19 protein-coding genes are annotated in these 22483 nt (G+C 71.1%); 6 read left to right on the forward strand and 13 right to left on the reverse strand.

Annotated elements, in window-relative coordinates; all coding sequences use genetic code 11:
• Positions 1-35: 35 nt before the first annotated feature.
• From QK288_RS16540 to QK288_RS16570, 7 genes are read right to left on the reverse strand one after another with little or no spacing between them, the layout of a single operon-like run.
• On the reverse strand, positions 36-731 hold the full coding sequence (locus QK288_RS16540) for an SDR family oxidoreductase (RefSeq protein WP_281265360.1): 696 nt from the start codon (positions 729-731) through the stop codon (positions 36-38).
• Positions 728-1936: an N-methyl-L-tryptophan oxidase gene (gene solA / locus QK288_RS16545; RefSeq protein ID WP_281265361.1), complete on the reverse strand. Its 1209-nt coding sequence runs from the start codon at positions 1934-1936 to the stop codon at positions 728-730. Before solA (QK288_RS16545) ends, QK288_RS16540 begins: the two co-directional genes overlap by 4 nt.
• A 25-nt stretch (positions 1937-1961) precedes the next feature.
• The gene (gene solA, locus QK288_RS16550; protein ID WP_281265362.1) at positions 1962-3146 is read right to left on the reverse strand and encodes an N-methyl-L-tryptophan oxidase; all 1185 of its coding nucleotides are present in this window, start codon (positions 3144-3146) and stop codon (positions 1962-1964) included.
• Positions 3143-4288, reverse strand: coding sequence for an N-methyl-L-tryptophan oxidase (solA, locus tag QK288_RS16555; RefSeq protein ID WP_281265363.1), 1146 nt, complete (start codon positions 4286-4288; stop codon positions 3143-3145). Before solA (QK288_RS16555) ends, solA (QK288_RS16550) begins: the two co-directional genes overlap by 4 nt.
• Positions 4288-5091, reverse strand: coding sequence for an amino acid ABC transporter ATP-binding protein (locus QK288_RS16560; protein ID WP_281265364.1), 804 nt, complete (start codon positions 5089-5091; stop codon positions 4288-4290). Before QK288_RS16560 ends, solA (QK288_RS16555) begins: the two co-directional genes overlap by 1 nt.
• Positions 5088-5888 (reverse strand): amino acid ABC transporter permease, encoded by an 801-nt coding sequence (locus tag QK288_RS16565; RefSeq protein WP_281265365.1) that lies wholly within the window; start codon positions 5886-5888, stop codon positions 5088-5090. Before QK288_RS16565 ends, QK288_RS16560 begins: the two co-directional genes overlap by 4 nt.
• A gap of 9 nt (positions 5889-5897) precedes the next feature.
• The gene (locus QK288_RS16570; protein ID WP_281265366.1) at positions 5898-6728 is read right to left on the reverse strand and encodes an ABC transporter substrate-binding protein; all 831 of its coding nucleotides are present in this window, start codon (positions 6726-6728) and stop codon (positions 5898-5900) included.
• 150 nt (positions 6729-6878) lie between these two features.
• Here QK288_RS16570 and QK288_RS16575 point away from each other — a divergent pair, with 150 nt between their 5' ends.
• On the forward strand, positions 6879-7811 hold the full coding sequence (locus tag QK288_RS16575; protein WP_281265367.1) for a LysR family transcriptional regulator: 933 nt from the start codon (positions 6879-6881) through the stop codon (positions 7809-7811).
• A 43-nt stretch (positions 7812-7854) separates the two neighbouring features.
• On the opposite strand, the gene QK288_RS16580 is transcribed toward QK288_RS16575, so the two are convergent.
• The 5 genes from QK288_RS16580 to QK288_RS16600 form a co-directional block, all read right to left on the reverse strand.
• Complete coding sequence (locus QK288_RS16580; protein WP_281265368.1) at positions 7855-9114, reverse strand: D-arabinono-1,4-lactone oxidase; 1260 nt, start codon at positions 9112-9114, stop codon at positions 7855-7857.
• Positions 9115-9131: 17 nt separating this feature from the next.
• Complete coding sequence (araA, locus tag QK288_RS16585; protein WP_281265369.1) at positions 9132-10649, reverse strand: L-arabinose isomerase; 1518 nt, start codon at positions 10647-10649, stop codon at positions 9132-9134.
• The gene (locus tag QK288_RS16590; protein ID WP_281265370.1) at positions 10646-11362 is read right to left on the reverse strand and encodes an L-ribulose-5-phosphate 4-epimerase; all 717 of its coding nucleotides are present in this window, start codon (positions 11360-11362) and stop codon (positions 10646-10648) included. Before QK288_RS16590 ends, araA begins: the two co-directional genes overlap by 4 nt.
• Positions 11359-13110: an FGGY-family carbohydrate kinase gene (locus tag QK288_RS16595; protein WP_281265371.1), complete on the reverse strand. Its 1752-nt coding sequence runs from the start codon at positions 13108-13110 to the stop codon at positions 11359-11361. Before QK288_RS16595 ends, QK288_RS16590 begins: the two co-directional genes overlap by 4 nt.
• Before the next feature lie 465 nt (positions 13111-13575).
• Complete coding sequence (locus QK288_RS16600; protein WP_281265372.1) at positions 13576-14565, reverse strand: LacI family DNA-binding transcriptional regulator; 990 nt, start codon at positions 14563-14565, stop codon at positions 13576-13578.
• Positions 14566-14712: 147 nt separating this feature from the next.
• Here QK288_RS16600 and QK288_RS16605 point away from each other — a divergent pair, with 147 nt between their 5' ends.
• From QK288_RS16605 to QK288_RS16620, 4 genes are all read left to right on the forward strand, one after another.
• Positions 14713-16788 carry a beta-L-arabinofuranosidase domain-containing protein gene (locus QK288_RS16605; RefSeq protein WP_281265373.1) on the forward strand — a complete coding sequence of 692 codons (2076 nt, stop codon included), beginning with the start codon at positions 14713-14715 and terminating at the stop codon, positions 16786-16788.
• A 4-nt stretch (positions 16789-16792) separates the two neighbouring features.
• Entirely contained in the window at positions 16793-18100 is a 1308-nt protein-coding gene (locus QK288_RS16610; RefSeq protein WP_281265374.1) for a sugar ABC transporter substrate-binding protein, read from the forward strand.
• Positions 18101-18162: 62 nt separating this feature from the next.
• Positions 18163-19104, forward strand: a complete 942-nt coding sequence (locus QK288_RS16615; RefSeq protein ID WP_281265375.1) for a sugar ABC transporter permease — start codon at positions 18163-18165, stop codon at positions 19102-19104.
• Positions 19105-19108: 4 nt separating this feature from the next.
• Positions 19109-20059 (forward strand): carbohydrate ABC transporter permease, encoded by a 951-nt coding sequence (locus QK288_RS16620; protein WP_281265376.1) that lies wholly within the window; start codon positions 19109-19111, stop codon positions 20057-20059.
• 33 nt (positions 20060-20092) lie between these two features.
• Here QK288_RS16620 and QK288_RS16625 read toward each other — a convergent pair whose 3' ends face one another.
• Positions 20093-21136: a substrate-binding domain-containing protein gene (locus tag QK288_RS16625; RefSeq protein WP_281265377.1), complete on the reverse strand. Its 1044-nt coding sequence runs from the start codon at positions 21134-21136 to the stop codon at positions 20093-20095.
• A gap of 181 nt (positions 21137-21317) precedes the next feature.
• On the opposite strand from QK288_RS16625, the gene chvE reads away from it, so the two are divergent.
• Positions 21318-22448: a multiple monosaccharide ABC transporter substrate-binding protein gene (gene chvE, locus QK288_RS16630; protein WP_281265378.1), complete on the forward strand. Its 1131-nt coding sequence runs from the start codon at positions 21318-21320 to the stop codon at positions 22446-22448.
• Positions 22449-22483 lie beyond the last annotated feature (35 nt).

Below are 22483 nucleotides of genomic sequence, written 5' to 3' on the forward strand. Positions count from 1 at the left end.
TCCCGTCCGCGCGGTCGCCTCCCGCGGGCACCCGCTCAGGCGCGCAGCGTCGGACGGATCGAGATGGTCTCGAACTGCGCCTCGTGCGGAGCGTCGACGGCGACCCGCACCCCGGCGGCGATCGTCGACGGCTGCACGTACGACTCGTCGGATCCCTCCCGCCCCGACTCGCGCCGGATCATCCGCGCCATGTCGGTGTCGACGAAGCCGGGGTGCACGGACACCACCCGCACGCCGTGCGACCGTTCCTCCTCCCGGAGGCAGTCGGCCATCGTGCGGAGCGCGAACTTCGTCCCGGAGTACACGGCGCCGTCCGGGTAGGAGAACATCCCCGACCCGGAGTTGAGGAACACGACGGTGCCGTGCGCCGCGCGGAGCGCCGGGAGCAGCCGCGCGGTCAGGTCAGCGACGCCGAACACGTTGACCTCGAACGACCGGCGCCAGTCGTCGCGCGTGAAGGTGTCGAACCGTCGTTCGTCGGCGATGCCCGCCGAGTGCACGAGGACGTCGAGCCGGTCGACCCCGAGCGTGGTGACCGCGGCGGCCAGCGAGTCCGCCTCACCCACGTCGCAGACGAACGGGACGACGTCCGGCAGCTCGTCGACGAGTGCGGCGAGCGCTCCCGCCGACCGGGCACCGACGATGACGGTGTGGGTCCGCGCCAGGTCGCGGGCGATCGCGAGGCCGATGCCCCGCGACGCACCCGTGACGAGCGCGACCGGACGCGTCACGCCCCGACCGCGGCGACGGAGCCGGCGTGGACGGTGCCGGCGTCGACCGGTGCCCCGTTCGCGAAGCGGTCCGGGTCGAGGAAGTCGATCACCGTGTACGGGGTCTCCCCCACGGTGATCTGGGCGAGGAGCTCCCCCACCCCGGCGGCGTGCTTGAAGCCGTGCCCGTGGTCGCCGCCCGCGATGACGAGGCGCTGGTCGCCGTTCGGCCGTCCGACCAGGAACTGTCCGTCCGGCGAGTTCGTCACCATGCACGGGATGGCCTTGACCGGCACCGGGTCGAGCTCCGGGAACGCGTCGGCGACCCACGACGACAGCTGCTCGATGTCGTCGCGGGGGTGGATGTACCGGTCGACGGTGTCGGCGTCGGTGTCCGCGAAGTTCGCGCCGGAGTCCTCCATGCCGATCTTCACCAGGTAGCCCTCGTCCGAGCCGTGCCCCCACAGGTGTCGACCGTCGGGCAGTTCGTGGATGAAGGCCGGGAACGCGTCGAGCGAGAACGACACCGACGAGTCGTCCTTCGGCTTGAACCAGTACAGCGGGGTGCGACGTGGGCGGAGGGGCAGACCGGGGACGAGCTTGCCGTTCCACGCCCCGGCCGCGACCACCGCCTGCGCCGCCTCGATCACGACGGTCGGGGTCGTGACCCGCACCCCGCCGTCGACCAGCTCGACCGACGTGACGCGGGTGTCGGTGAACACCCGGGCGCCGAGTGCGATCGCCGCCTCCCCCTGCGCCCGCACGTTCTTCTCGGGGTAGCAGATGCCGGCTCCGGGGTCGAGGACGCCGACGGTGTCGTCCGCGGTGCCGCCGTACTGCGGGTACGCGCTGAGCAGCTCGTCGTGGTCCAGGTGCTCGACGTCGAGACCGGCCCGCGCGGCGGCGGCCGTGACCCCGGACACCGGGCGGGACGAGGGCGACCCGGTGGAGAGGCACCCGGTCTGCCGGACGTAGGTCTCGCCGTTCGCTTCGCCGAGGGCGGTCCAGAGCTCGAGTGACTTCTGCGCGATCGGGGTCAGGCCGGGGTGCTCCTGGCAGGCGATGCGGAACAGCCGGGTGGCGCCGTGCGAGGAGCCCATGTGGTGTCCGAGTCCGTACCGGTCGACGCCGACGACGTCCACGCCACGTGCGGCGAGACGCCACAGGGCCGCTGATCCGAACGCGCCGAGTCCGACGACGACGACGTCGGTGGTGGTGGTCTCCATGGGGTTCCTTTCGAGGGGTGCTGGATCAACGACTGACGCGGCGGCCGAACCGCAGGCGGTCGGCCGCGGTGACGTTGACGGAGAAGCGGGAGGGGTCGAGGAAGGCGGCGGGCAGATCGGTGGCCCCCGTCGTCGCGTGGTCGGCGGCGACGATGCCCATCGCGGGGGCGAGCTTGAAGCCGTGCCCGGAGAACCCGCCGAGGACGGTGACACGGTCGTCCCAGCCCAGCGGCCCGACGAAGGCGTCGTGGTCCGCGGTGTAGCCGTCCATGTACACGCCGGCGCGGACCACCTCGGGGACGACGCCGGGGACGAGGGTGCGGATGGCGTCCCGGACCTCGTCGAACAGTGCATCGGGGGGTGTGCGGTCGAGGAGATCGGGATCCGCGACCCGGTCCCACCCGTTGTTCAGGCCGATCTTCACGGTGGCGCCGTCGATGGACGGCCAGCCGGAGATGTCGAAGCCGTCGGACTGGCGGACGAAGATCGGGAACACGTCCTCGGTGAACCGCTCGGGCGTCGCCGTCGGGAACCAGGTCATCACGATGCGGATGACCTCGTGCAGCGGCGTGATCCCCGGCAGGAGCTGGGACGTCCAGACGCCGGCCGAGACGACGAGACGCGGGAAGCGGAACACCCGTTCGTCGGTGTGCACCTCGACGGCGGCGTCGGTCATCCGGATCTCCGTCACGCGGGCCCGTCGGTGGACGACGCCGCCGAGTCGCTCGGCCTCGGACGCGGCGAGCGCGACGGCGACCTCGGGGCGCAGGTACCCCGACTCGTGGTCGAGGTACGCGACGTCCCCGGCACGGACCGCGTGCTGCGGGTACCGGCTCCGGAGGGCGTCCGTGTCGAGGAACTCGTGGTCGATGCCGTGCTCGGCGATCGAGCGGCCGACCGACTCCAGGAACGTGGAGCCGTCCGTCCCGATCATCAGCCCGCCGGTCATGTGCAGCAGTCGCACGCCGGTGTCGGCACCGAGTCGCTCCCACTCGGCGCGGGACCGGCGGAGGAGCGGCACGTAGTGACTGCCCTCGAGGTACGCGGTCCGGAACAGCCGGGACTCGCCACCGGCACCGGACCGGTCGTGTCCGGGGGCGAACTGCTCGAACCCGATCGCGGAGACGCCGCGTCGTGCGAGCTGCCACATCGTCTGGGCACCCATGGTGCCGACGCCGACGACGCCGACCTCCGCATCGAAGCGGGTCATCGGAGCGTCGGGTTCCGTGCGAAGCGGTCTGCGCGGAACCGGCCGACCGGCAGCGCGGTCTCCCCGGTGAGCGCGAGGTCGGCGGCGGCGCGGCCGATCACCGGCGACATCTTGAAGCCGTGCCCGGAGAACCCGGCGAGCACGACGATGCGGTCGTCACCGGCGGTGTCCACGATGAAGTCGTGGTCGGCGGTCCACGCGTCGACCTGCACGGCGTGCCGGACCGCTGCGGGGACGGCGTCGGGCACGTAGCGACGGACGTACTCGTCGACGACGGGGACCAGCTCGTCCGGCATGCGTTGGTCGAGGTCGTCGGCGTTCCCGAGGTGGTCGAGCCCCGCCGCGAGCCCGACCTTGACGGTCGCCCCGTCGGTGGTCGGCCAGATGCAGAAGTCGACGCCGGCGTCACGGCACACGAACGGGAACCGCTCGGCCGCGAACCGGTCGGGGTGGCGCACCGGGTACCAGTGCACAGCGATCGACTGGACGTCGAGACGCGGCAGCTCGATGCCGCGGATCCGGTTCGACCAGGCACCGGCGGCCACCACCACACGGTCGAACGGGAGGCGCGCCCCGCCCTCCGTCACGACGGTCACCTCGGTGGGCCCCGGTTCCACGGCCACGACCGCGTCCCCGACGCTGACCGCGGCCCCGCGGTCGGTCGCGGCGCGCGCCGCGGCGGAGACGGACACCTCCGCTCGGATCACGCCGGACCGCTCGTCGAGGACGGCGATCTCGTCGTCGTCCATGACGGTCTCGGGGAACCGGCCACGAGCCTCCAGGGCGGTCAGCACCTCGTGCGGCAGGACGTTCTCGGTGACGGAGGCGACCACGCCGCGCATGAAGGCGGACTCGGGCCGGCCGATCATCAGGCCGCGCGTGATGGAGAGCAGGTCGAGACCGGTCTCCGCTTCGAGCGCGCGCCACTCGAGGAGTGACTCGGCGAGGAGCGGGACGTACTCCGGCCCCTCCGCGTACGCGCTGCGGAAGAGCCGGGTCTCGCCGCCGGCCGCGCCGAAGGCGTGCCCTGGTGCCCAGCGGTCGAAGCCGACGGCGTCGACCCCGCGCCGGGCGAGCTGCCAGAGCGTCATCGCGCCCATGGTGCCCGTCCCGACGACGGCGACGCGGGGTCCGCCCGGCATCAGAGGACCTTCGACAGGAACCCGGCGAGCCGCTCGGACTCGGGGTGTTCGAACATCGTCGCGGCCTCGCCCTGTTCGACGATCCGCCCCTGGTCCATGAAGACGACATGGTCGGCAGCCCGGCGCGCGAACCCCATCTCGTGCGTGACGACGAGCATCGTCATGCCGGCCGTCGCGAGGCCCGTCATCAGGTCGAGGACCTCCTTGACGAGCTCGGGGTCGAGGGCGCTCGTGGCCTCGTCGAAGAGCATCACCTCGGGTCGCATCGCCAGCGCCCTGGCGATCGCGACGCGCTGCTGCTGCCCGCCGGACAGGCTCGCCGGGCGGAAGTCCCGCTTGTGGGCGAGTCCCACGTCCGCCAGCGAGCGCACCGCCCGGTCCCTGGCTTCCTCGACGCCGAGTCCGCGCACCTTCCGGAGCGGCAGCACGATGTTGTCGAGGACGGTCTTGTGCGGGAACAGGTTGAAGTGCTGGAACACCATGCCGACGCGGCTCCGGAGACGATCGGGGTCCCCCGTCGTCATGTCGTCGCCGTCGAGCAGGATCGTGCCGGCGGTGGGTTCCTCGAGCCGGTTGACACAGCGCAGCAGCGTCGACTTGCCGGAGCCCGACGGCCCGATGATGCAGACGGTGTGGCCTGGCCGGACGGCGAGGTCGACGCCGTGCAGCACCTCGTTGGCGCCGAACCGCTTCGTGATCCCCCGGAGTTCGAGTCCGGCGCCGCGGATGTCGCCGACGAGGTCGGTCACCCCGGTGTCGACGCCCTGCGTGGTGGTGCCGTCGGTGGGCGTGGTCATGGTCATCCGTCCTGTCCGATCGTGACGGCCCCCGCGGGGGCTGTTGCTGGTGCGGCCGTCGACTGGCCGGGGCCGCCGGCGTCACCGGCGTCGACCGCGGCGCGGCCGGTGCGGAGCCGGCGGTCGATGACGTTCACCAGGTGGGTGAGCGGCACCGTGATGAGGAGGTAGAAGATCCCGGCGGTGACGAGTGGCGAGAGGTTCGCGTACGTCACGGCGGCGTCCTGACCGACCCGGAAGAGTTCACGCTGCGACGTCACCAGGCCGAGGAAGTACACCAGCGACGAGTCCTTGACGATCGCGATGAACTGGTTCACGAGCGCCGGCAGCACCCGCCTGATGCCCTGCGGGATGACGATCAGCCGCATGGCGGGGCCATAGCCCATGCCGAGCGCCCTGGCCGCTTCGAGCTGCCCCTTGTCGATCGACTGGATGCCGGACCGGAAGATCTCCCCGATGTAGGCGCCGGCGATCAGGCCGAGGGCGAGGATGCCGAGCGGGTACGGGTTGCCCTTGGTGATCGGGTTGAACAGCGGCGCGAGCCCCTGCCCGAGCACCAGGATCGTGAGGATCGCCGGCAGGCCGCGGAACACGTCCGTGTAGATGCCCGACAGCACCCGGAGGGTCCGGCTGCGGGACACGGCGAGCGCCGCGAGGCCCAGGCCGATGACGATGCCGACGACGGTCGCAGCGGCGGCCAGCAGCAGGGTGTTCCAGAGGCCGTACCCGAGGATGTCGGGCAGGACGACGAGCATGTCCGGGACGTTGAAGAACGACTGCAGGAGCGTCTGGAGCTGGTCCATGGTCGCGGCCTACTTGTCGGTCGGCTGGAACTGGTCCGGCACCGGAGCGTCCGGGTAGTACTTCTTCTCGATCTCCAGCCACTCACCCGACGCGATGATCTCCTTGATCGCCTTGTTGATGCCCTTCTTCAGCGCGGGCTTGTCCTTGTGCATGCTCATCGCGACCGGGTACTCGGGTAGCTCGATGTTGATCGGCATCGAGACGGTGGAGTCCGCGTCCATGAAGTCCTGCCCGTTCGGGTAGTCCAGGAAGACGGAGTCGATGCTGCCGGACTTCATCGCGGCGACGGCGGAGTTGTTGTCCGGGTAGCGGACGATCTCCACGCCGGGGAAGTGGTCCTGCGCGTACTGGTCCTCGAGCGTGCCCTGCATGAGGCCGAGGCGCTTGCCCTTGAGCGACGAGTAGTCCTTCGTGATGCTCGAGCCCTTCGGCGTGATGACCGAGATGTACCCGATGAAGTAGGTGTTCGAGAAGTCGACCGACTTCTTGCGCTCGGGGGTGACCGACGTGCTCGCGGCGGCGACGTCGAGCGAACCCGCGGCGACTCCTGGCAGCAGCGTCGAGAACTCCTGCTGCACGAACACCGGCTTGAGGTCCATGTGCTTCGCGATCGCGGTGGCCATGTCGACCTCGAAGCCCGTGAGCTTCCCGTTCTCGGTGTAGGCGTAGGGCTTGGCGTCGCTCAGCGTGCCGATCTTCAGCGTGCCGGCGGTCAGGGTGCCGTAGTCCTTCGACGAGGTGGACGTCGAAGCGGAGGAGGTCGTGGAGCAGGCCGTGAGCCCGACGGCGAGGGCCGCGATGACGGCGACCGCGGCGGCCTTGGAGTGGGTGCGTCGCATGGTGACTCCTGTGCTGGGGAGGGTGGGTGGTGCGGGCAAAATCACCGTAAGCGACGCAAGCGCTCGAAAAACGTTCGGAAATAATTTAGTAACACGACCTTTACGGCGTCGTATCGCAAGTCCGTGGAAGTACCGTGCGACGATCAGGACATGGAACTGCGCGATCTCCGAGCGTTCACGGCGGTCGCCGAGGACCTCTCCTTCAAGGACGCCGCCGCCCGGCTCGGCATGAGCCAGTCGGCGCTCAGCCAGTCGGTCTCGCGGTTCGAGCGCGAGCTCGGGGTGTCGCTCTTCGAGCGCGGGCAGCGGCGCGCGCCGGAACTCACCCCACAGGGACGCGTCCTCGCCGCCCAGGCGAAGGCACTCCTCGACCACGCCGAACAGGTCGAGGCGTCGGTCGTGGACGAACCGACGGCCACCGTGCCGCTCAAGGTCTCCTCGATCTCGTCGACGTTCGCCGGACTGGTCCCCCGCGTCGTGCCGCGACTCCGCGCAGCCCTGCCCGACGTCCGCGTCTCGCTGATGAGCGTGTTCGACACCCACGTGACCCGTGCGGTCCTCGAGCACCGCGTGGACTTCGCGTTCGGACGACTCTCCGAGGCACCGGAGGGTGTCGACTTCTCGTTCGTCGCGCACGAGCCGCTCGTCGCCGCCGTGCCCGCGACGCACCCGCTCGCCACCCGCGATCGCATCGACCTCGTGGAACTCCGGGACGACCCGTTCGTACTGTTCCACCGCGACGAGGGGATCCCGGGCTACGACGCCATCGTCAGCGCCTGCGTGCGGGCTGGGTTCTCACCGCAGATCCGGACGTACTCGCTCGACGACGTCGCGATGCTCTCCTCGATCGCGTGCGGCCTCGGGGTGTCGCTCATGCCGTACGTGTCGACGCTGCACGCGTTCGACGGGGTCAGCTACGTCCCGGTGACGGACGAGCACGCCACCACGCCGCTCTCGGTGCTCCGTCGGCAGCACGACGGACTCGTCGCGGCCGACCGGCTCCTGGAACTGGTGCACGACGAGATGCGGACACTCGCAGCGCGCGAGATCGCGCGCGGCAACCGCCCGCCCCTGGTGCCGTAGTCCGCCCCGCGCGGGACCGGACGGGAGGCCCGGCTCGGCTCCGTCAGGCCAGCACGCGCTCCAGGAACGGGTTGCGGAACCGGCCCGCCGGGTCGAGTTCGCGGGCGAGCGCGGCGAACCGCGCCAGGTGGGGGTACGCCTCGTGCAGGCGCTCCGGCGTGGCGGCCGAGACCTTCCCCCAGTGCGGGCGCGGGTCGAACGGGGCGAGGACGTCCTCGATCCGCTCGACCGCGGCGGCGACGGCCTCGACGTCCCGGCGGAACGTGAAGTGCACGCCGACCGACTGCCGCTCGGACGACGGTGCGAGCCACGCGGTGTCCGGTGCGATCGTCCTGACCTCGGCTGCGATGAGGATCGGCGCGAACAGGCCGGCGAGCGGACGCAGGGCCCGGAGCGCGGGGACGGCCGATGCGGCGGGCAGCAGGTACTCCGCCTGGATCTCGGCCCCGGTGGACGGGGTGAACGACGACCGGAAGTGCGGCAGCCGCTCGGACCACGGGCCGGGGACGCCGCCCTGCTCCGTGACGCCGGCCGGGTCGTTCTCCCCTGGGTGGACGGGTCCGGTCGCGGTCCTGGCACCGAGTGCGACGAGGTCGATCGTCGGTGCCGGCTCGTCGACGCGGTGCTTCGTCCAGACCTGTCGCGCGCCACGATCGTCGAACGACGTGAACATCGACACCGAGTACGCGTCCGACATCACCGCGTCGAACTGCGACTCGACGGCGTCCCACGGCAGGTCGAGGTGCACCGTCGTGGCCACCTGGAACGTGGGCTCGATCGCGAGCTCGACGGCGGTCACGATCCCGAGGGCCCCGAGCGCGACCCGGTGTGCGTCGAGCTCGGCGTCGGGCCGGTCCCCTGCCACGTGGACCACGTCGCCGGACGCACGGACCACGTCCAGCCCGACCACCGCCTGCGCCAGCGAGGGGTTCCGCACGCCGGAGCCGTGCGTGCCGGTGGCGACGGCCCCTGCAGTGGAGATGTGCGGCAGGGACGCGAGGTTCGCGAGTGCCCAGCCACGAGCCTCCAGGCCGGATGCGACCTGCGCGTGCGTCATGCCGGCTGCGACCAGGACCACGCGTCGGGCGGTGTCGATCTCCAGCACCGGCGGCAGACCGGCGAGCGTGACCTGGACGGCGTCGGTGTCCGCGATCTCGTTGAAGGAGTGCGTCGAGCCGAGCGCCGTCAGGCGCGGCGTCGACGCGACGAGCTCGCGGACCTCGGACACGGACGACGGTCGCGCCAACGACGCCGCATGGTAGGTCACGTTGCCGGCCCAGTTGGTGCGCTCCGTCGCGATCACGTCGCCCATCGTAGCCATCAGAACCCGCGGTCGAGGCGGTGCCAGGTCTGCTGCCCGCGCACCTCGTCGCGGAACCCGCGGGAGGTCGTGTGCTCGTCGATGACCAGGAACTCGGTGCCGAGGATCGTGGCGAGGTCCTCGACCACCTGCAGCCCCACGGCCGTCGTCATGACGGTGTGGTGGGCGGCGCCGGCGGTGAGCCAGGACTCGGCGGCGACGGGGAACGAGGGACGGGGCTCCCAGACGGCACGGCCGACGGGGAGCTTCGGCAGCGCCTCGGTCGGCGGGACCACGTCGACGACGTTCGCGGTGAGGCGGAACCCGTCGCGGGTGTCCGACAGCGCGACCACCACGGCCTCGCCGGAGTCGGCCGTGAAGACCAGACGCACCGGGTCGTCCTTGCCGCCGATGCCGAGCGGGTGGATCTCGAGCGTCGGACGCGACGACGTGAGCGTCGGCGAGACCTCGAGCATGTGCGCGCCGAGGATCTTCTCCGCACCGGGGGTGAGGTCGTACGTGTAGTCCTCCATGAGCGATGCGCCGCCCGGCAGCCCCGCACCCGCGACGTTCATCGCGCGGACCAGCACGGCCGTCTTCCAGTCCCCCTCGGCACCGAAGCCGTAGCCGTCGGCCATCAGGCGCTGCACGGCGAGACCGGGGAGCTGCTTGAGGGTGCCGAGGTCCTCGAAGTTCGTGGTGAACGCGGCGCTGTCGTTCTGCTCGAGCAGGGCGCGCAGGCCGAGCTCGATCGCGGCGCCGTCCCGGAGCGCGGCGCGGCGTGCGCCACCGTCGCGGAGCTCGTCGACCACGTCGTAGTGCTCGTCGTACACGGCGACGAGCGCGTCGACGTCCTGCTCGCTGACGGCCTCCACGGCTGCGGCCAGCTCGTTCACCGCCCAGGTGTTGACCTGCACGCCGAGCTCGATCTCCGCCTCGGTCTTGTCGCCCTCGGTGACGGCGACGTAGCGCATGTTGTCGCCGAACCGGGTGAGCTTGAGCGTGCGGATCGCGGCGGCACCGGCGGCGGCGCGGCTCCAGTCCGCGACGCGCCGCTGCACGCGCTCGTCCGAGACGTGGCCGATCGCGGTCGCGTGCCGGACGCCCATGCGGGCGAGGGCGTAGCCGAACTCACGGTCGCCGTGCGCCGCCTGGTTCAGGTTCATGAAGTCGAAGTCGATGTCCGCCCACGGCAGTGCGACGTTCGCCTGCGTGTGCAGGTGCAGCAGGGGCTTCGTCAGCGCGTTGAGCCCGCCGATCCACATCTTCGCGGGGCTGAAGGTGTGCATCCAGGCGGTGACGCCGATGACCTTGTCGTCGGCGCTCGCCTCGATCAGGGCGCGCCGGATACCATCGGCGTCCTTGAGGACGGGTTTCCAGACGAGCGTCACCGGCACGTGCGGTGCCAGTTCCGCGTGCACGGCGCGGCTCTGCTCCTCGACCTGGCGGAGGGTCTCCTCGCCGTACAGGCCCTGCGAACCCGTGAGGAACCAGACCTCGTAGCCCGCCAGGGTCTCGGTGGGGTCGACGTGCGTCATCGCAGTGCTCCTTCTGGGTTCTGTCCGTAGACGTTCTGGTAGCGGTCGAAGAGTCGATCGATGTCGTCCGGGGCGATCGGCACGACCTCGCCGCCCTGCTTCGCGATGTGCACCGTGCGGGCGACGTCCTCGCACATCACAGCTGCCTTGACGGCGTCTTTCGCGTCGCGGCCGATCGTGAACACGCCGTGGTTCTGCATGAGGACCGCACGGCTCCGGTGACCGCTGAGCGTGTCGACGATGCCGCGGCCGATGGAGTCGTCGCCGATGATCGCGAACGGGCCGACCGGGATCGGTCCGCCGAACTCGTCCGCCATCGCGGTGATGACGCAGGGGATGGGTTCTGCCCTCGCCGCCCATGCGGTCGCGTAGGTGGAGTGGGTGTGCACGACGCCACCGACTTCCGGCATGTTCCGGTAGACGAACGCGTGGGCCGCGGTGTCCGAGCTCGGCCCGTGCGCGTTGCCCCAGCCGTCCGCCGGCACGCCGTCGAGCGTGCAGACGACCTGGTTCTCGGGCGTCAGGTCGTCGCTCGACACCCCGCTCGGCTTGATCACGAAGAGGTCGGTGCCCGGCACGCGTTCGGAGACGTTGCCGCCGGTCCAGATCACGAGTCCGTAGCGGACCAACTCGCCGTGCAGGGAGGCGACGCGCGCACGCGTCGCGGCCACGGCCTCCTGGACGGCGCTGTCGTGGACGCTTGCTTCCGTCATCGGGTCGGCTCCTTCTCGGTCTGGAGGCTCGGCTCGGCTCCGGCCACGGGGTCGCTGTGGGCGGGTGGCTCGGTTCCGGCTGCGGGGTCGCGCCCCGGTGCGGACGTCGCGCCCGCGTGTGCCGGGGCGCGGTGTTCGTCCGCGGGCGCGATCTCGACCGGACTCGCCGGGGGCCGGGTCGCGGCGACCGCTGCCGACTGCAGGGGCAGACCCGCCCGGAACCGCTCGAGGTAGGCACGGAAGCCCTCGACGTCCCGCTCATCGGGGTCCGCTACGTGCACGGCGTCCCCGGCGAAGACCCGCTTCTGCAGGTACGTCGTCAGGTCGGAGTCGGCTGCGTGCTCGAGGTAGGCCGCGAGCACCGCGATGCCCCATGCGCCGCCCTCGCCAGCGGTCTCCTCGAGCGCGACCGGCACGCGGAGTGCGGCGGCGAGCAGTCGCTGCGGGGCACCAGGGGTCCGGAAGAGTCCGCCGTGTGCGGTCATCCGGTCGACGTGGACGTCCTCGCCCGCGAGCACGTCCATGCCGATCGCGAGGGTGGCGAACGCACCCTGCACCTCGGCACGGACGAGGTTGCCGAGCGTGAACGCACTGCCGGCACCACGGACCAGGAGCGGACGACCGTCCTCGACGTGTGTGACGGGTTCACCCGCCAGGTAGTTGTAGGACAGCAGGCCGCCGGCATCCGGGTCGGCCCGCTCGGCCTCGGCGAGCAGCGTCGCGTAGACCTGGTCCATGTCGAGCGGGCTGCCCGCGGCCTCGGCGAACCGGCCGAAGACCCTGGCCCACGCGGCGATCTCGCTGGCGCCGTTGTTGCAGTGCACCATCGCGACGGCGTCACCCGCGGGGGTCGTGACGACGTCGATCTCCTCGTGCGAGGTCGTCATCGCGTGCTCGAGGACGACCATCGAGAAGATGCTCGTGCCGACGCTGACGTTGCCGGTCCGGGGTGCGACGGCGTTCGTCGCGACCATGCCGGTGCCGGCGTCGCCCTCCGGCGGGCAGAGCGGGGCGCCGGGCTCGAGCGTGCCGGTCGGGTCGAGCCACGCGGCGCCCTCCGGGGTGAGCGTACCGGCGTCCTGCCCGGCGACGAGGACATCGGGGAGGAGCTCCCGGACGTCCCGGCCGATGAGTCCGTCGGCGGTGCGGAGCATGGCGGCGTCGTAGTCCCTGGTCGCCGGGTCGATGGGGAACGCTCCGGACGCGTCACCCACGCCGAGCACGTTCCGTCCGGTCAGCCGGCGGTGGACGTACCCGGCGAGCGTGGTGATGCCGGCGACCTCGGCGACGTGGGGCTCCTCGTCGAGGACCGCCTGGTACAGGTGCGCGACCGACCAGCGGAGCGGGATGGTGAACGACAGGGCCTCGCTGAGCGCCGCAGCCGCCGGGCCGGTCGAGGTGTTGCGCCACGTGCGGAACGGCACGAGGAGCTCCCCGGACGCGTCGAACGCCAGGTAGCCGTGCATCATCGCGGACACCCCGAGGGCACGGAACGTGGTGGGCCGGACGCCGAACCGTTCCTCGACGTCGGAGACCAGGGCGGCGTAGGCGGCGCGGAGTCCGGTCTCGACGTCGTCGAGGGAGTAGGTCCAGCGCCCGTCGACGAAGGCGTTCTCCCACTCGTGGTCGCCGCTGGCGATGGGGACGAGGTCCTCGTCGATCAGGCACGCCTTGATGCGGGTCGATCCGAGCTCGATCCCGAGCGTGGTGCGCCCGTCCTGGACCTGGTGTCTGCGGTCGTCGCTCATGGTTCCCTCCCGAGACCTCGTCGTCCGTTCGTGAGCGCTCACATCCTGGCACGTGAGCGCTCACTCTCGCAATCCCGTCGTGCTTGCGGGCTCCCGCTGCCCCTCCCCGACGCCCCGCCCCTGCCGCCCTCGCCGCCCCCTGCACCCCCTGCACCCCTGCCCCCCTTGCCGCCCCTGCACCCCTGCCCCTGCCCCCTGCCCCCCTGCCCCCCGACCGGTCACAACACCCCGCACGTGACACGCCGACTGATGGAGATCTGTCGCTCGGCGGTGATCCATCCGACGAGTTGCGACCACTCGGCAGAACTGAGCGGGGTGTCGTGGCCGGTCGTCAACGAGACGGGAGGCCGGGGCCAGGCGCGGCCGGGCGGGCGGGCGCGGGCGGCCCGAGACAGGCGCGCGGGCGCGGGCGGGCGGGCGGGGCGGCCCGGGACAGGCGCGCGGGCGCGGGCGCGGGCGCGCGCGTCAGGCGCCGAGGGTGCTCTCGCGGAGGACGAGAGACGGGGTCACGACGGCGGACTCCGGCGCGGCGCCGTCGATCAGGTCGAGCAGAGACCGCCCGGCGACCCGACCGAGCTCCTCGAGGCGCAGGTCCACCGTCGTCAGCGGCGGACGACTCGCGAGCGCCATCACGTCCCAGTCATCGAACCCGGTGACGGCGACGTCGTCGGGCACGGACCGCCCGGCCTCGCGCAGCCGATCGCACACGCCCCGCGCGATCTGGTCACTGCCGCACACGATCGCGTCGACGTCGTCGTCCCCGCGGAGCAGGACGTCGGCGGCCTGGCGCCCCCAGCGCTCGGACCACTCGCCGTACATCGGCGGCACCACGAGCCGGGAGCCGAGCACTCCCGACGCCCCGGAGACACGACTCGACGCCGAGTGGTGTCGCGCCGGACCGGTGACGATCGCGACCCGTCGCCGGCCGATCGTCACGAGGTGGGACGCGATGAGTCCGGCACCGTGCGCGTCGTCGACCGTCACGGACACGTCAGCCGGGTCGGTCGACGGGGTGAACGCGTAGACGACGGGGATCGACACGTCGATCGGGGGCCGCGCGTCGGCCGAGCGCCCGGTGACGATGATGCCGTCGACGCCCCGCGCGACGAGCGAGCGGAGGTAGTGCGATTCCCGGACGTGGTCGTCACGGGTGTCGCAGAGCAGCACGGCCATCTGCCCGGCGGAGAGGACGTCCTCGGCACCGAGGAGCACCGGGATCGAGAACCGGCCGAACGAGTCCGTGGTGATCATCCCGACGGTGTAGGTCCGCCCTGAGGAGAGCGCCCGTGCCCGGGCGTCCCCGACGAACCCGAGCTTGTCGGCGGCTTCCTTCACCCGTTCGCGGGTGGAGTCGCGGAGCTGCCCGGTCCCGTTGAGGGCCTTCGACGCGGTGCCGATCGACACCCCGGCGAGCGCCGCGACGTCGGTGATCCGCGCTGGACGTTCCAGTGTCACGGCAATCCCCTTTCCGGATCGGCAGCGAGATCACGATCATACGATCATCTCAGCAAGTCGGTCTTGCGCACTGCCGTGACCTGTCGTAGCGTCACGCTCCAGAAACCGTTTTCCGCACGATGTCGACGATGACCACCAGGAGACGACATGACCACCACGCTCGCGACCGAGCACCGCGCACGCACCGCGACCCCGGTCCTCCCGACCGCCGACGCGCACCTCGCCTTCCGCCCGCTGCCGTCCGGCGACGCCCGGATCACCGGGGGCTTCTGGGCGCTCCGGCAGGAGCGGAACGGCGCCGACGCGATCCGCGACGGGTACCGCCAGCTCGAGGCGGCCGGGAACTTCCGGAACCTCCGCATCGCCGCGGGGACGGAGTCCGGCGACGTCGTCGGCCCGATCTTCATGGACTCGGACGTCTACAAGTGGCTCGAGGCGGTGGCGTGGGAGCTCGGTCGAGCCCCCGCCGAGGACCTCAGAGCCCTGCAGCAGGAAGTCACCGCGCTCGTCGCGGCGGCCCAGGCGGACGACGGCTACATCGACTCCGTCCAGCAGGTCCGCTTCGCCGGCGCCCGCTACACGGACCTCAAGTGGAGCCACGAGATGTACTGCGCCGGGCACCTCATGCAGGCAGCGGTCGCACAGTCCCGCGCGACGGGTGACACCGCGCTGCTCGACGTCGCGACGAAGAACGCCGACCACCTCGTGCGGACGTTCGGCGACGGGGACGGTCAGGCACGCGACATCGACGGCCACCCCGTCGTCGAGATGGGGCTCGTCGAGCTGTACCGCGAGACCGGCACCCGCGCCTACCTGGACCTGGCGCACTGGTTCGTCGACGCCCGCGGGCACGGCATCATCGAGCGAGCAGGCGGCGAGCCGACGTACTTCTCCGACCGGGTCCCGAGCCGGACGGCCACCACGGTGGAGGGGCACGCCGTCCGCGCCGTGTACCTGGCCGCCGGCGCCGTGGACGTCGCGATCGAGACCGGCGACACCGAGCTCCTCGCCGCGAGCGAGGGCCAGTTCGCGGACATGATGGCGACGAAGGCGTTCATCACGGGCGGCCTCGGTGCCCGGTGGGACTGGGAGGCGTTCGGCGACCCGTACGAGCTCCCCACCGACCGCGGCTACGCCGAGACCTGCGCGGCGATCGGCGGGATCCAGTGGGCATGGCGGTTGCTCCTCGCGACCGGCAAGCCCGAGTACGCGGACGCCGTCGAGCGCCTGCTGTACAACGCGTTCCTGCCCGGTGTGAGCCTCGCGGGCACCGAGTACTTCTACGTCAACCCACTCCAGCACCGGGACCACGCGCACGCGGACGAGAACCGCTCCCCCGCGCACGGCCGTCGTGGCTGGTTCGACTGCGCGTGCTGCCCGCCGAACATCATGCGGACGTTCGCGAGCCTCGACGGATACCTGGCGACGGCGACCGAGGGCGGCCTGCAGGTACACCAGTACGCGACCGCCGACCTCGGCGCGGTCGCGATCGAGACCGGGTACCCGCACGACGGAGCCGTCCGCGTCACCGTGACCGAGGACGGCCCGCTCGCCCTCGGGGTGCGGATCCCGGCGTGGTCCGACACGACGACGGTCACCGTCGACGGCGAGACGCAGCACCCGGAGCCCGGGACCCTGCACACGATCGAGCGCGCGTGGCACGCCGGCGACACCGTCGAGATCGCCTTCGACACGACCCCGCGCCGCTTCGTCGCCGACGCGCGCATCGACGCGGCACGCGGACAGGTCGCCATCGAGCGGGGCCCGCTCGTCTACGCGGTCGAGCAGCCCGACCAGGACGGCTTCACCGTCGACGACCTGACGATCGACGCCGACGCTGCGGTCACCGAGGACCGTCGCGACGACCTCCTCGACGGGATCGTCACCCTGCGCCTCCCGGCGCACGCGCCGGCGGAACACGCGCAGGCAGCCTGGCCCTACCGCCGTCTCGACACCGCGACCCGGTCTGGGCCCACGCCGGCCGGTACCGACGCGTCGCGGAGCTTGCGGAGCGACGTGGCGGCCGAGCCGGTGGGGAGAGGCCCGGATGCGGCCCGCACCGCGACCAGCGTCGACGACGCGACGGCCGGCGGCGGGGCCGACCCCGGCCTCCCGTCCGACACGTCCGTCACGTCCGTGACGGCCGTCGCCATCCCGTACTACGCCTGGGCCAACCGCGGCGCCGTCCCGATGCGGGTGTGGCTCCCGCTGAGCGCCCGGTGACGTCGTGGACCGCAGAGGGTTCCTCGTCGGCGGCCTCGCCGGCGGGGCCGCAATCGCCCTGGCGGGGTGCTCCGGCACCCTGCCCAAGGTCGACGCCCAGGTCGCCGGCTTCGGCCAGAAGGCGACGGGTACCGTCCACGTCTGGTGTCGTGCCGCGACCCAGGCCGGTCTGACGAGCGCGGTCGCCGGCTTCAACAAGAGCCACCCGGACCTGCAGGTCGAACTGACCCCGGTGCCGGACGGCCAGTACGTGACGAAGCTCGCGACCGCCATCCGTGGCGGCGAGCCGCCGGACGTGGTCGACCTCGACGACATCAACTCGCAGCTGTTCATCTTCCGCGAGGCGTTCGCCGATTTGACCGACGTCGTCAAGGGCCTCGACTACTACGACGAGCTCTCGACCGGGCACCTCCGCCTGCTGGAGTACCGCGACCGGCTCTACGGACTGCCGTACCTGGCGGACAACTCGCAGCTGTTCGTGAACACCGAGCTGTTCGACCGCGCCGGGCTCGACGTCGAGGAGTCCACGAAGGACCTCGCCACCCTGCTCGATGCGGCGAAGCGCCTCCGGAAGCTCGGCGACGACGTCTACGGGTGGACGATCTCCGGCAACGCCGCCGGGATCATCGGGTTCGTCACGCAGCCGCACGTCTGGGCCACCGGCGTCGACATGATGTCCGGCGAGGTCGGGAAGCAGCAGGCGAACATCACGGGCAACACCGCCCTCGAGCAGATGCTCGAGTTCTACCGGCAGCTCTGGAAGGACGGCGTGCTCAGCCGCGCGACGTACTCCGACGCGGGCACCACGTGGGGCGCTGACTTCCGGGCGGGCAAGGTCGGGATCATGCCGACCTCGTACGGTGCGGCCGTGCCGGCGGCGACGAAGGCGATGCGCGCGAAGATGCAGACGGTGCTCATCCCGAGCGCCGACGGCCGGCGGTCGTTCTTCGACGGCGGCGACAACATGTGCATCCCGAACGGCGCAGCGAACCCGTCGGGCGGGTGGGCGTTCATGCAGTACGCGAACTCGCTCGAGCAGCAGCAGCTCCTGCCGAACGGCGGGTACTTCCCCACCAGGGCGGACGCCGCGACGCCCGCGTACCGGAAGCAGTTCCCGCTGGCGTACGGTCCGCTGGACGCCATCGACAAGGGCTACGCACCGCAGACCCTCGCCTACAACCTGCTCAACAACCAGCCGTCGTCCCCGTACTTCGCGATGTTCCGCGAGGCCGTGTTCGGCGCCGGCGTCTCGGCTGCGATGCGGACCGCGCAGTCCGACTACCAGCGCATCCTCGACCAGGTCCAGGCCTGACCGCCCCTGCTCCGTCCTGCTCCGCTCCGTCCTGCTCCGCTCTGCACAGTGAGGTGCATGCCATGTCGACCATCTCCGCTCGGCGTTCGTCCGTCGGACGCCGCCCGATCGGCCGGGGCCGTGCCCCGTCCCGGAACTCGCTCACCCACCCGCCACGCACGGGCGCGCTGCTCGTCACGCCGGCGATCGCGTTCGTCGCCGTGTTCGTGCTGGCGCCACTGCTCTTCGCGCTCTACATCTCGTTCACGAACTGGCCGCTGATCGGCCCGTACCGGTTCATCGGCCTGCAGAACTACGCGACGCTGTTCCAGGACCCGACGTTCGTGCACGCGATCGGCTACACGCTGCTGTACACGGCGATCGTCACCGTGCCGATCCTGGTGCTCGGGTACTTCCTCGCGGTGCTCGTCCGCGCGCGGCGACGTGGCTCGACGGTGCTGCGGACGGTGTTCTTCCTGCCGTACGTCGTCGGGCTGACGACCCTGAGCTTCATGCTCGTGCTCGAGGCGCAGCCGACCTCCGGCGCCGTCAACATGGTCCTGCGCTGGCTGCACGTCACCGACGGCACGACCGCGTGGCTGGTGAACGGCCCGCTCGCGACGGCGCTCATCTGCGTGCTCGTCGTCTGGGCGGTCTCCGGCCTGACGATGGTGCTGCTGATGTCGGCGATGCAGGGCGTCCCGGACGAGGTCTACGAGTCGGCGCAGCTCGAGGGCGCGTCGTGGTGGCAGACCGAACGGATGATCACGTTCCCGATGATCCGGCCGACGGTCGCGCTGAGCGTGATCATCTCGGTCATCGGGTCGCTGCTCGCGTTCAACCAGTTCTACATCCTGACGCAGGGCGGCCCCGGCACCGAGACCACGACCATCGTCAACGCCATCTACAACCGCGGGTTCGTGAACCTGCAGCTCGGCGCCGCGACCGCGGAGTCGATCGCGCTGGTGGTCGTCATCGCGGCCGTCACGCTGTTCCAGTTCTGGGCACTCCGAGAGAAGGACTGACGCCATGAGCACCACGACCACCCGTGCGGCCGCTCCCGGTCCCGACCTGACGACCCGGACGCTGACCACGACCCCCGGCGGACGCCGTCGACACCACCAGGGCAGCGTGCAGCACCCCCGCGACACCGCGGTGAAGCGCACGCTCTACGCCATCGCGGGCGTCGGCTCCGCACTGGTGTTCGGTGTCCCGCTCATCTGGTCGATCCTCCGGGCGTTCCAGTCCGAGGCCGTGATCACCTCGGCCCCAGACCCCGCCACGTTCTTCCGGCTCGGCTGGGAGAACTTCGCGGCCGTGTTCGGGTCGTCGTCCCACCTGCTGACCGGCCTGCTGAACTCGGTGATCGTGTCGGTGTGCACGGCCGTGCTGACCGCCGTGCTCGCGACGATGGCCGGCTACGGGTTCGCACGCTTCCGGTTCCGCGGGTCCGGCCTGGTGTTCGGCCTGGTGCTCCTGACGATGATGGTGCCGTTCCAGGCCATCCTGACGCCGCTGTACCTCGAGATGAACGCGATGGGGCTGACCAACTCGCTGCTCGGGCTGGTGCTGTTCTACACGACGGTGAACCTGCCGTTCGGGGTCTTCGTGATGCGCAACGCGTTCGAGTCGATCCCGCCGGACCTCGAAGACTCCGCGTTCGTCGACGGGGCGTCCCGCTTCCGGGTCGTCGTGTCGGTGCTCCGTCCGCTGCTCCTCCCCGGGGCGGCGACCGCGGCGCTGTACGCGTTCCTGGCGTCGTGGACGGAGTTCCTCGGTGCGCTGACGTTCCTCACCAAGGACTCGCTGTACACGCTGCCCGTCGCACTGCTCAACCTGCAGACGGGTGCCTACGGGCAGGTGTCGTACGGCAACCTCGTGGCGGGGTCGGTCGTGGCGATGATCCCGTGCATCGCGCTCTACGTCGGCCTGCAGCGGTTCTACGTCGCCGGCCTGTCGTCAGGGGCGCTCAAGGGCTAGCCCCCTGGCCCGGGCCGGGCGGGGCCGCACGGCTCAGGCGCTCCGGCGCACCACCAACGACGGCTGGAGCAGGATCTCGTCGAGCGGCTCGCCCTCCACCAGGGACCTGACGGTCGCCAGCACCTGCTCCCCCATCGCCCGGAAGTCCTGCCGCACGGTGGTCAGCGGCGGCGTGAAGTGTGCCGCCTCCGGGATGTCGTCGAAGCCCACGACGGCGATGTCGTCCGGCACCCGCAGCCCGTCGTCGGCGAACGCGTGCAGGACCCCGAGCGCCATCTGGTCGTTCCCGCAGAACACCGCGTCGACGGCCGTCGTGTCGAGGGACCGCGCGGCCGCGAACCCGCTCGCCGGGGTCCAGTCGCCGTCGAGGACGACCGGGTCGAGACCGGCCGACTCCATCAGGCGCACGTAGGTCGCGCGGCGCACCTGGGCCTCTTGCGAGACGGTCGGTCCGGTGATGTGCACGATCCGTCGGTGTCCCCGGTCGAACAGGTGCTGCATCGCCATCGAGGCACCGGCGACCTGGTCGATCGCGACCGCGGCGACGGCGGCGGTCATGGGGCCGACCGTCGGCGCGTCACGCTGGACGGCGTTCGACACGACGACCGGCACCGGGACCGGGACGGCCAACGACGCGAGCGCGTCGAGCACCCGGTTGTCGGCGGCGACGAGCACGATCGCGGCGACGTCCTGCGCCAGGAGCGTCGCGACCGCCCCCGACAGGTCGGACGGCCGCGGGTCCTCCGGCAGGGTCGAGAGCAGCACGTGGTAGCCGGCGTGCCGGGCCGCGCGCTCGAAGCCGATCGCGGTGCTCGACGGTCCGTAGAGCGCGTCGCCGGCCGTCACCAGTCCGAGGGCCTTGCTGCGCCCGCCGGCGAGCGCGCGGGCCGCAGCACGCGGGCGGTACCCGAGCTCGGCGATCGCCGTGGTCACACGGGACCGGAAGCCGTCGCGGACGGTGGGATCGCCGTTGATCACCCGGGAGACGGTCTGGTGTGAGACCCCTGCGCGCTCGGCGACGTCGAAGATCGTCGGGGCCTTGCGCCCCTTGCCGCTCGCGGCCGTGGTGGTCGTCACCCGGACACCGTACCGCGCAGCGCGGCGATCACGACCACATCGCGAATCGGTCACGAAGAGTTGACAGGGCGGTACACAACGCCCAGTATGTGAGCGCTCACTCAGAGCAGACACCGGCAGTGCAGCCGTGTGGCACACCGAGCGCGTCGACGACGACGCGAGAGGAACAAGAGGTACTTCGATGATGAAGCGCAGGATCGTCGCGGGCGTCGCAGCCCTCGGCATCGCCATCGCCCTGGCCGGTTGCTCGGCCGGCGGACGCGCCTCCACCGACGGCGGGGGCAGCAGCAGCGACAACAAGGGCGCCCTCGTCGGCGTCGCCATGCCGACCAAGGTCTCCGAGCGCTGGATCAAGGACGGGAACGCCGTCAAGGCCGACCTGGAGAAGGCCGGCTACAAGGTCGACCTGGAGTACGCGGACAACAAGATCCCGCAGCAGGTCCAGCAGGTCAGCAACATGATCACGAAGGGCGCGAAGGTCCTCATCGTCGCGTCCATCGACGGCGGGTCGCTCTCCGACCAGCTCGACGCCGCCGCGAAGGCCGGCATCAAGGTGATCTCGTACGACCGCCTGCTCACCGGCAACAAGAACGTCGACTACTACGTGTCGTTCGACAACGAGAAGGTCGGTGTCGACCAGGCGAACTCGCTGCTGACCGGCCTCGGTCTCCTCGACGCCGACGGCAAGAAGACCGGCGAGAAGGGTCCGTTCAACATCGAGGTCTTCGCCGGGTCGCCCGACGACAACAACGCCACGTTCTTCTTCAACGGCGCGATGAAGACCCTCAAGCCGTACCTCGACGACGGCACGCTGAAGATCGGCTCCGGCCAGGACGGCTTCACGCAGGCCGCCACGCTGCAGTGGGACCCGGCGACCGCCAAGGCCCGCATGCAGAACCTCATCGCGAAGTCGTACTCGGGCGGCACCACGCTGAACGGCGTGCTCTCCCCGTACGACGGCATGTCGATCGGCATCATCTCGGCGCTCCAGGGCGCCGGCTACGGCACGTCCGACCGTCCGCTCCCGACCATCACCGGTCAGGACGCCGAGCAGGCGTCGGTGAAGTCGATCATCGCCGGTCAGCAGTACTCGACGATCTACAAGGACACCCGCCAGCTCGCCGAGAAGTCGGCGTCGATGGCCGAGGACCTGCTCTCCGGCAAGAAGCCGAAGGTCAACGACACGACGACGTACGACAACAAGGTGAAGGTCGTCCCGACCTTCCTCTTCCAGCCGACCGTGGTGACCAAGGAGAACTACCAGAAGGTCCTCGTCGACTCGGGGTACTACTCCGAAGCCGACCTCAAGTAGGTCGCGACCATCTGACGGACAGGAGGCTCGGTGCC

This window comes from Curtobacterium sp. 9128, from assembly GCF_900086645.1.
Taxonomy (GTDB): Bacteria; Actinomycetota; Actinomycetes; order Actinomycetales; family Microbacteriaceae; genus Curtobacterium.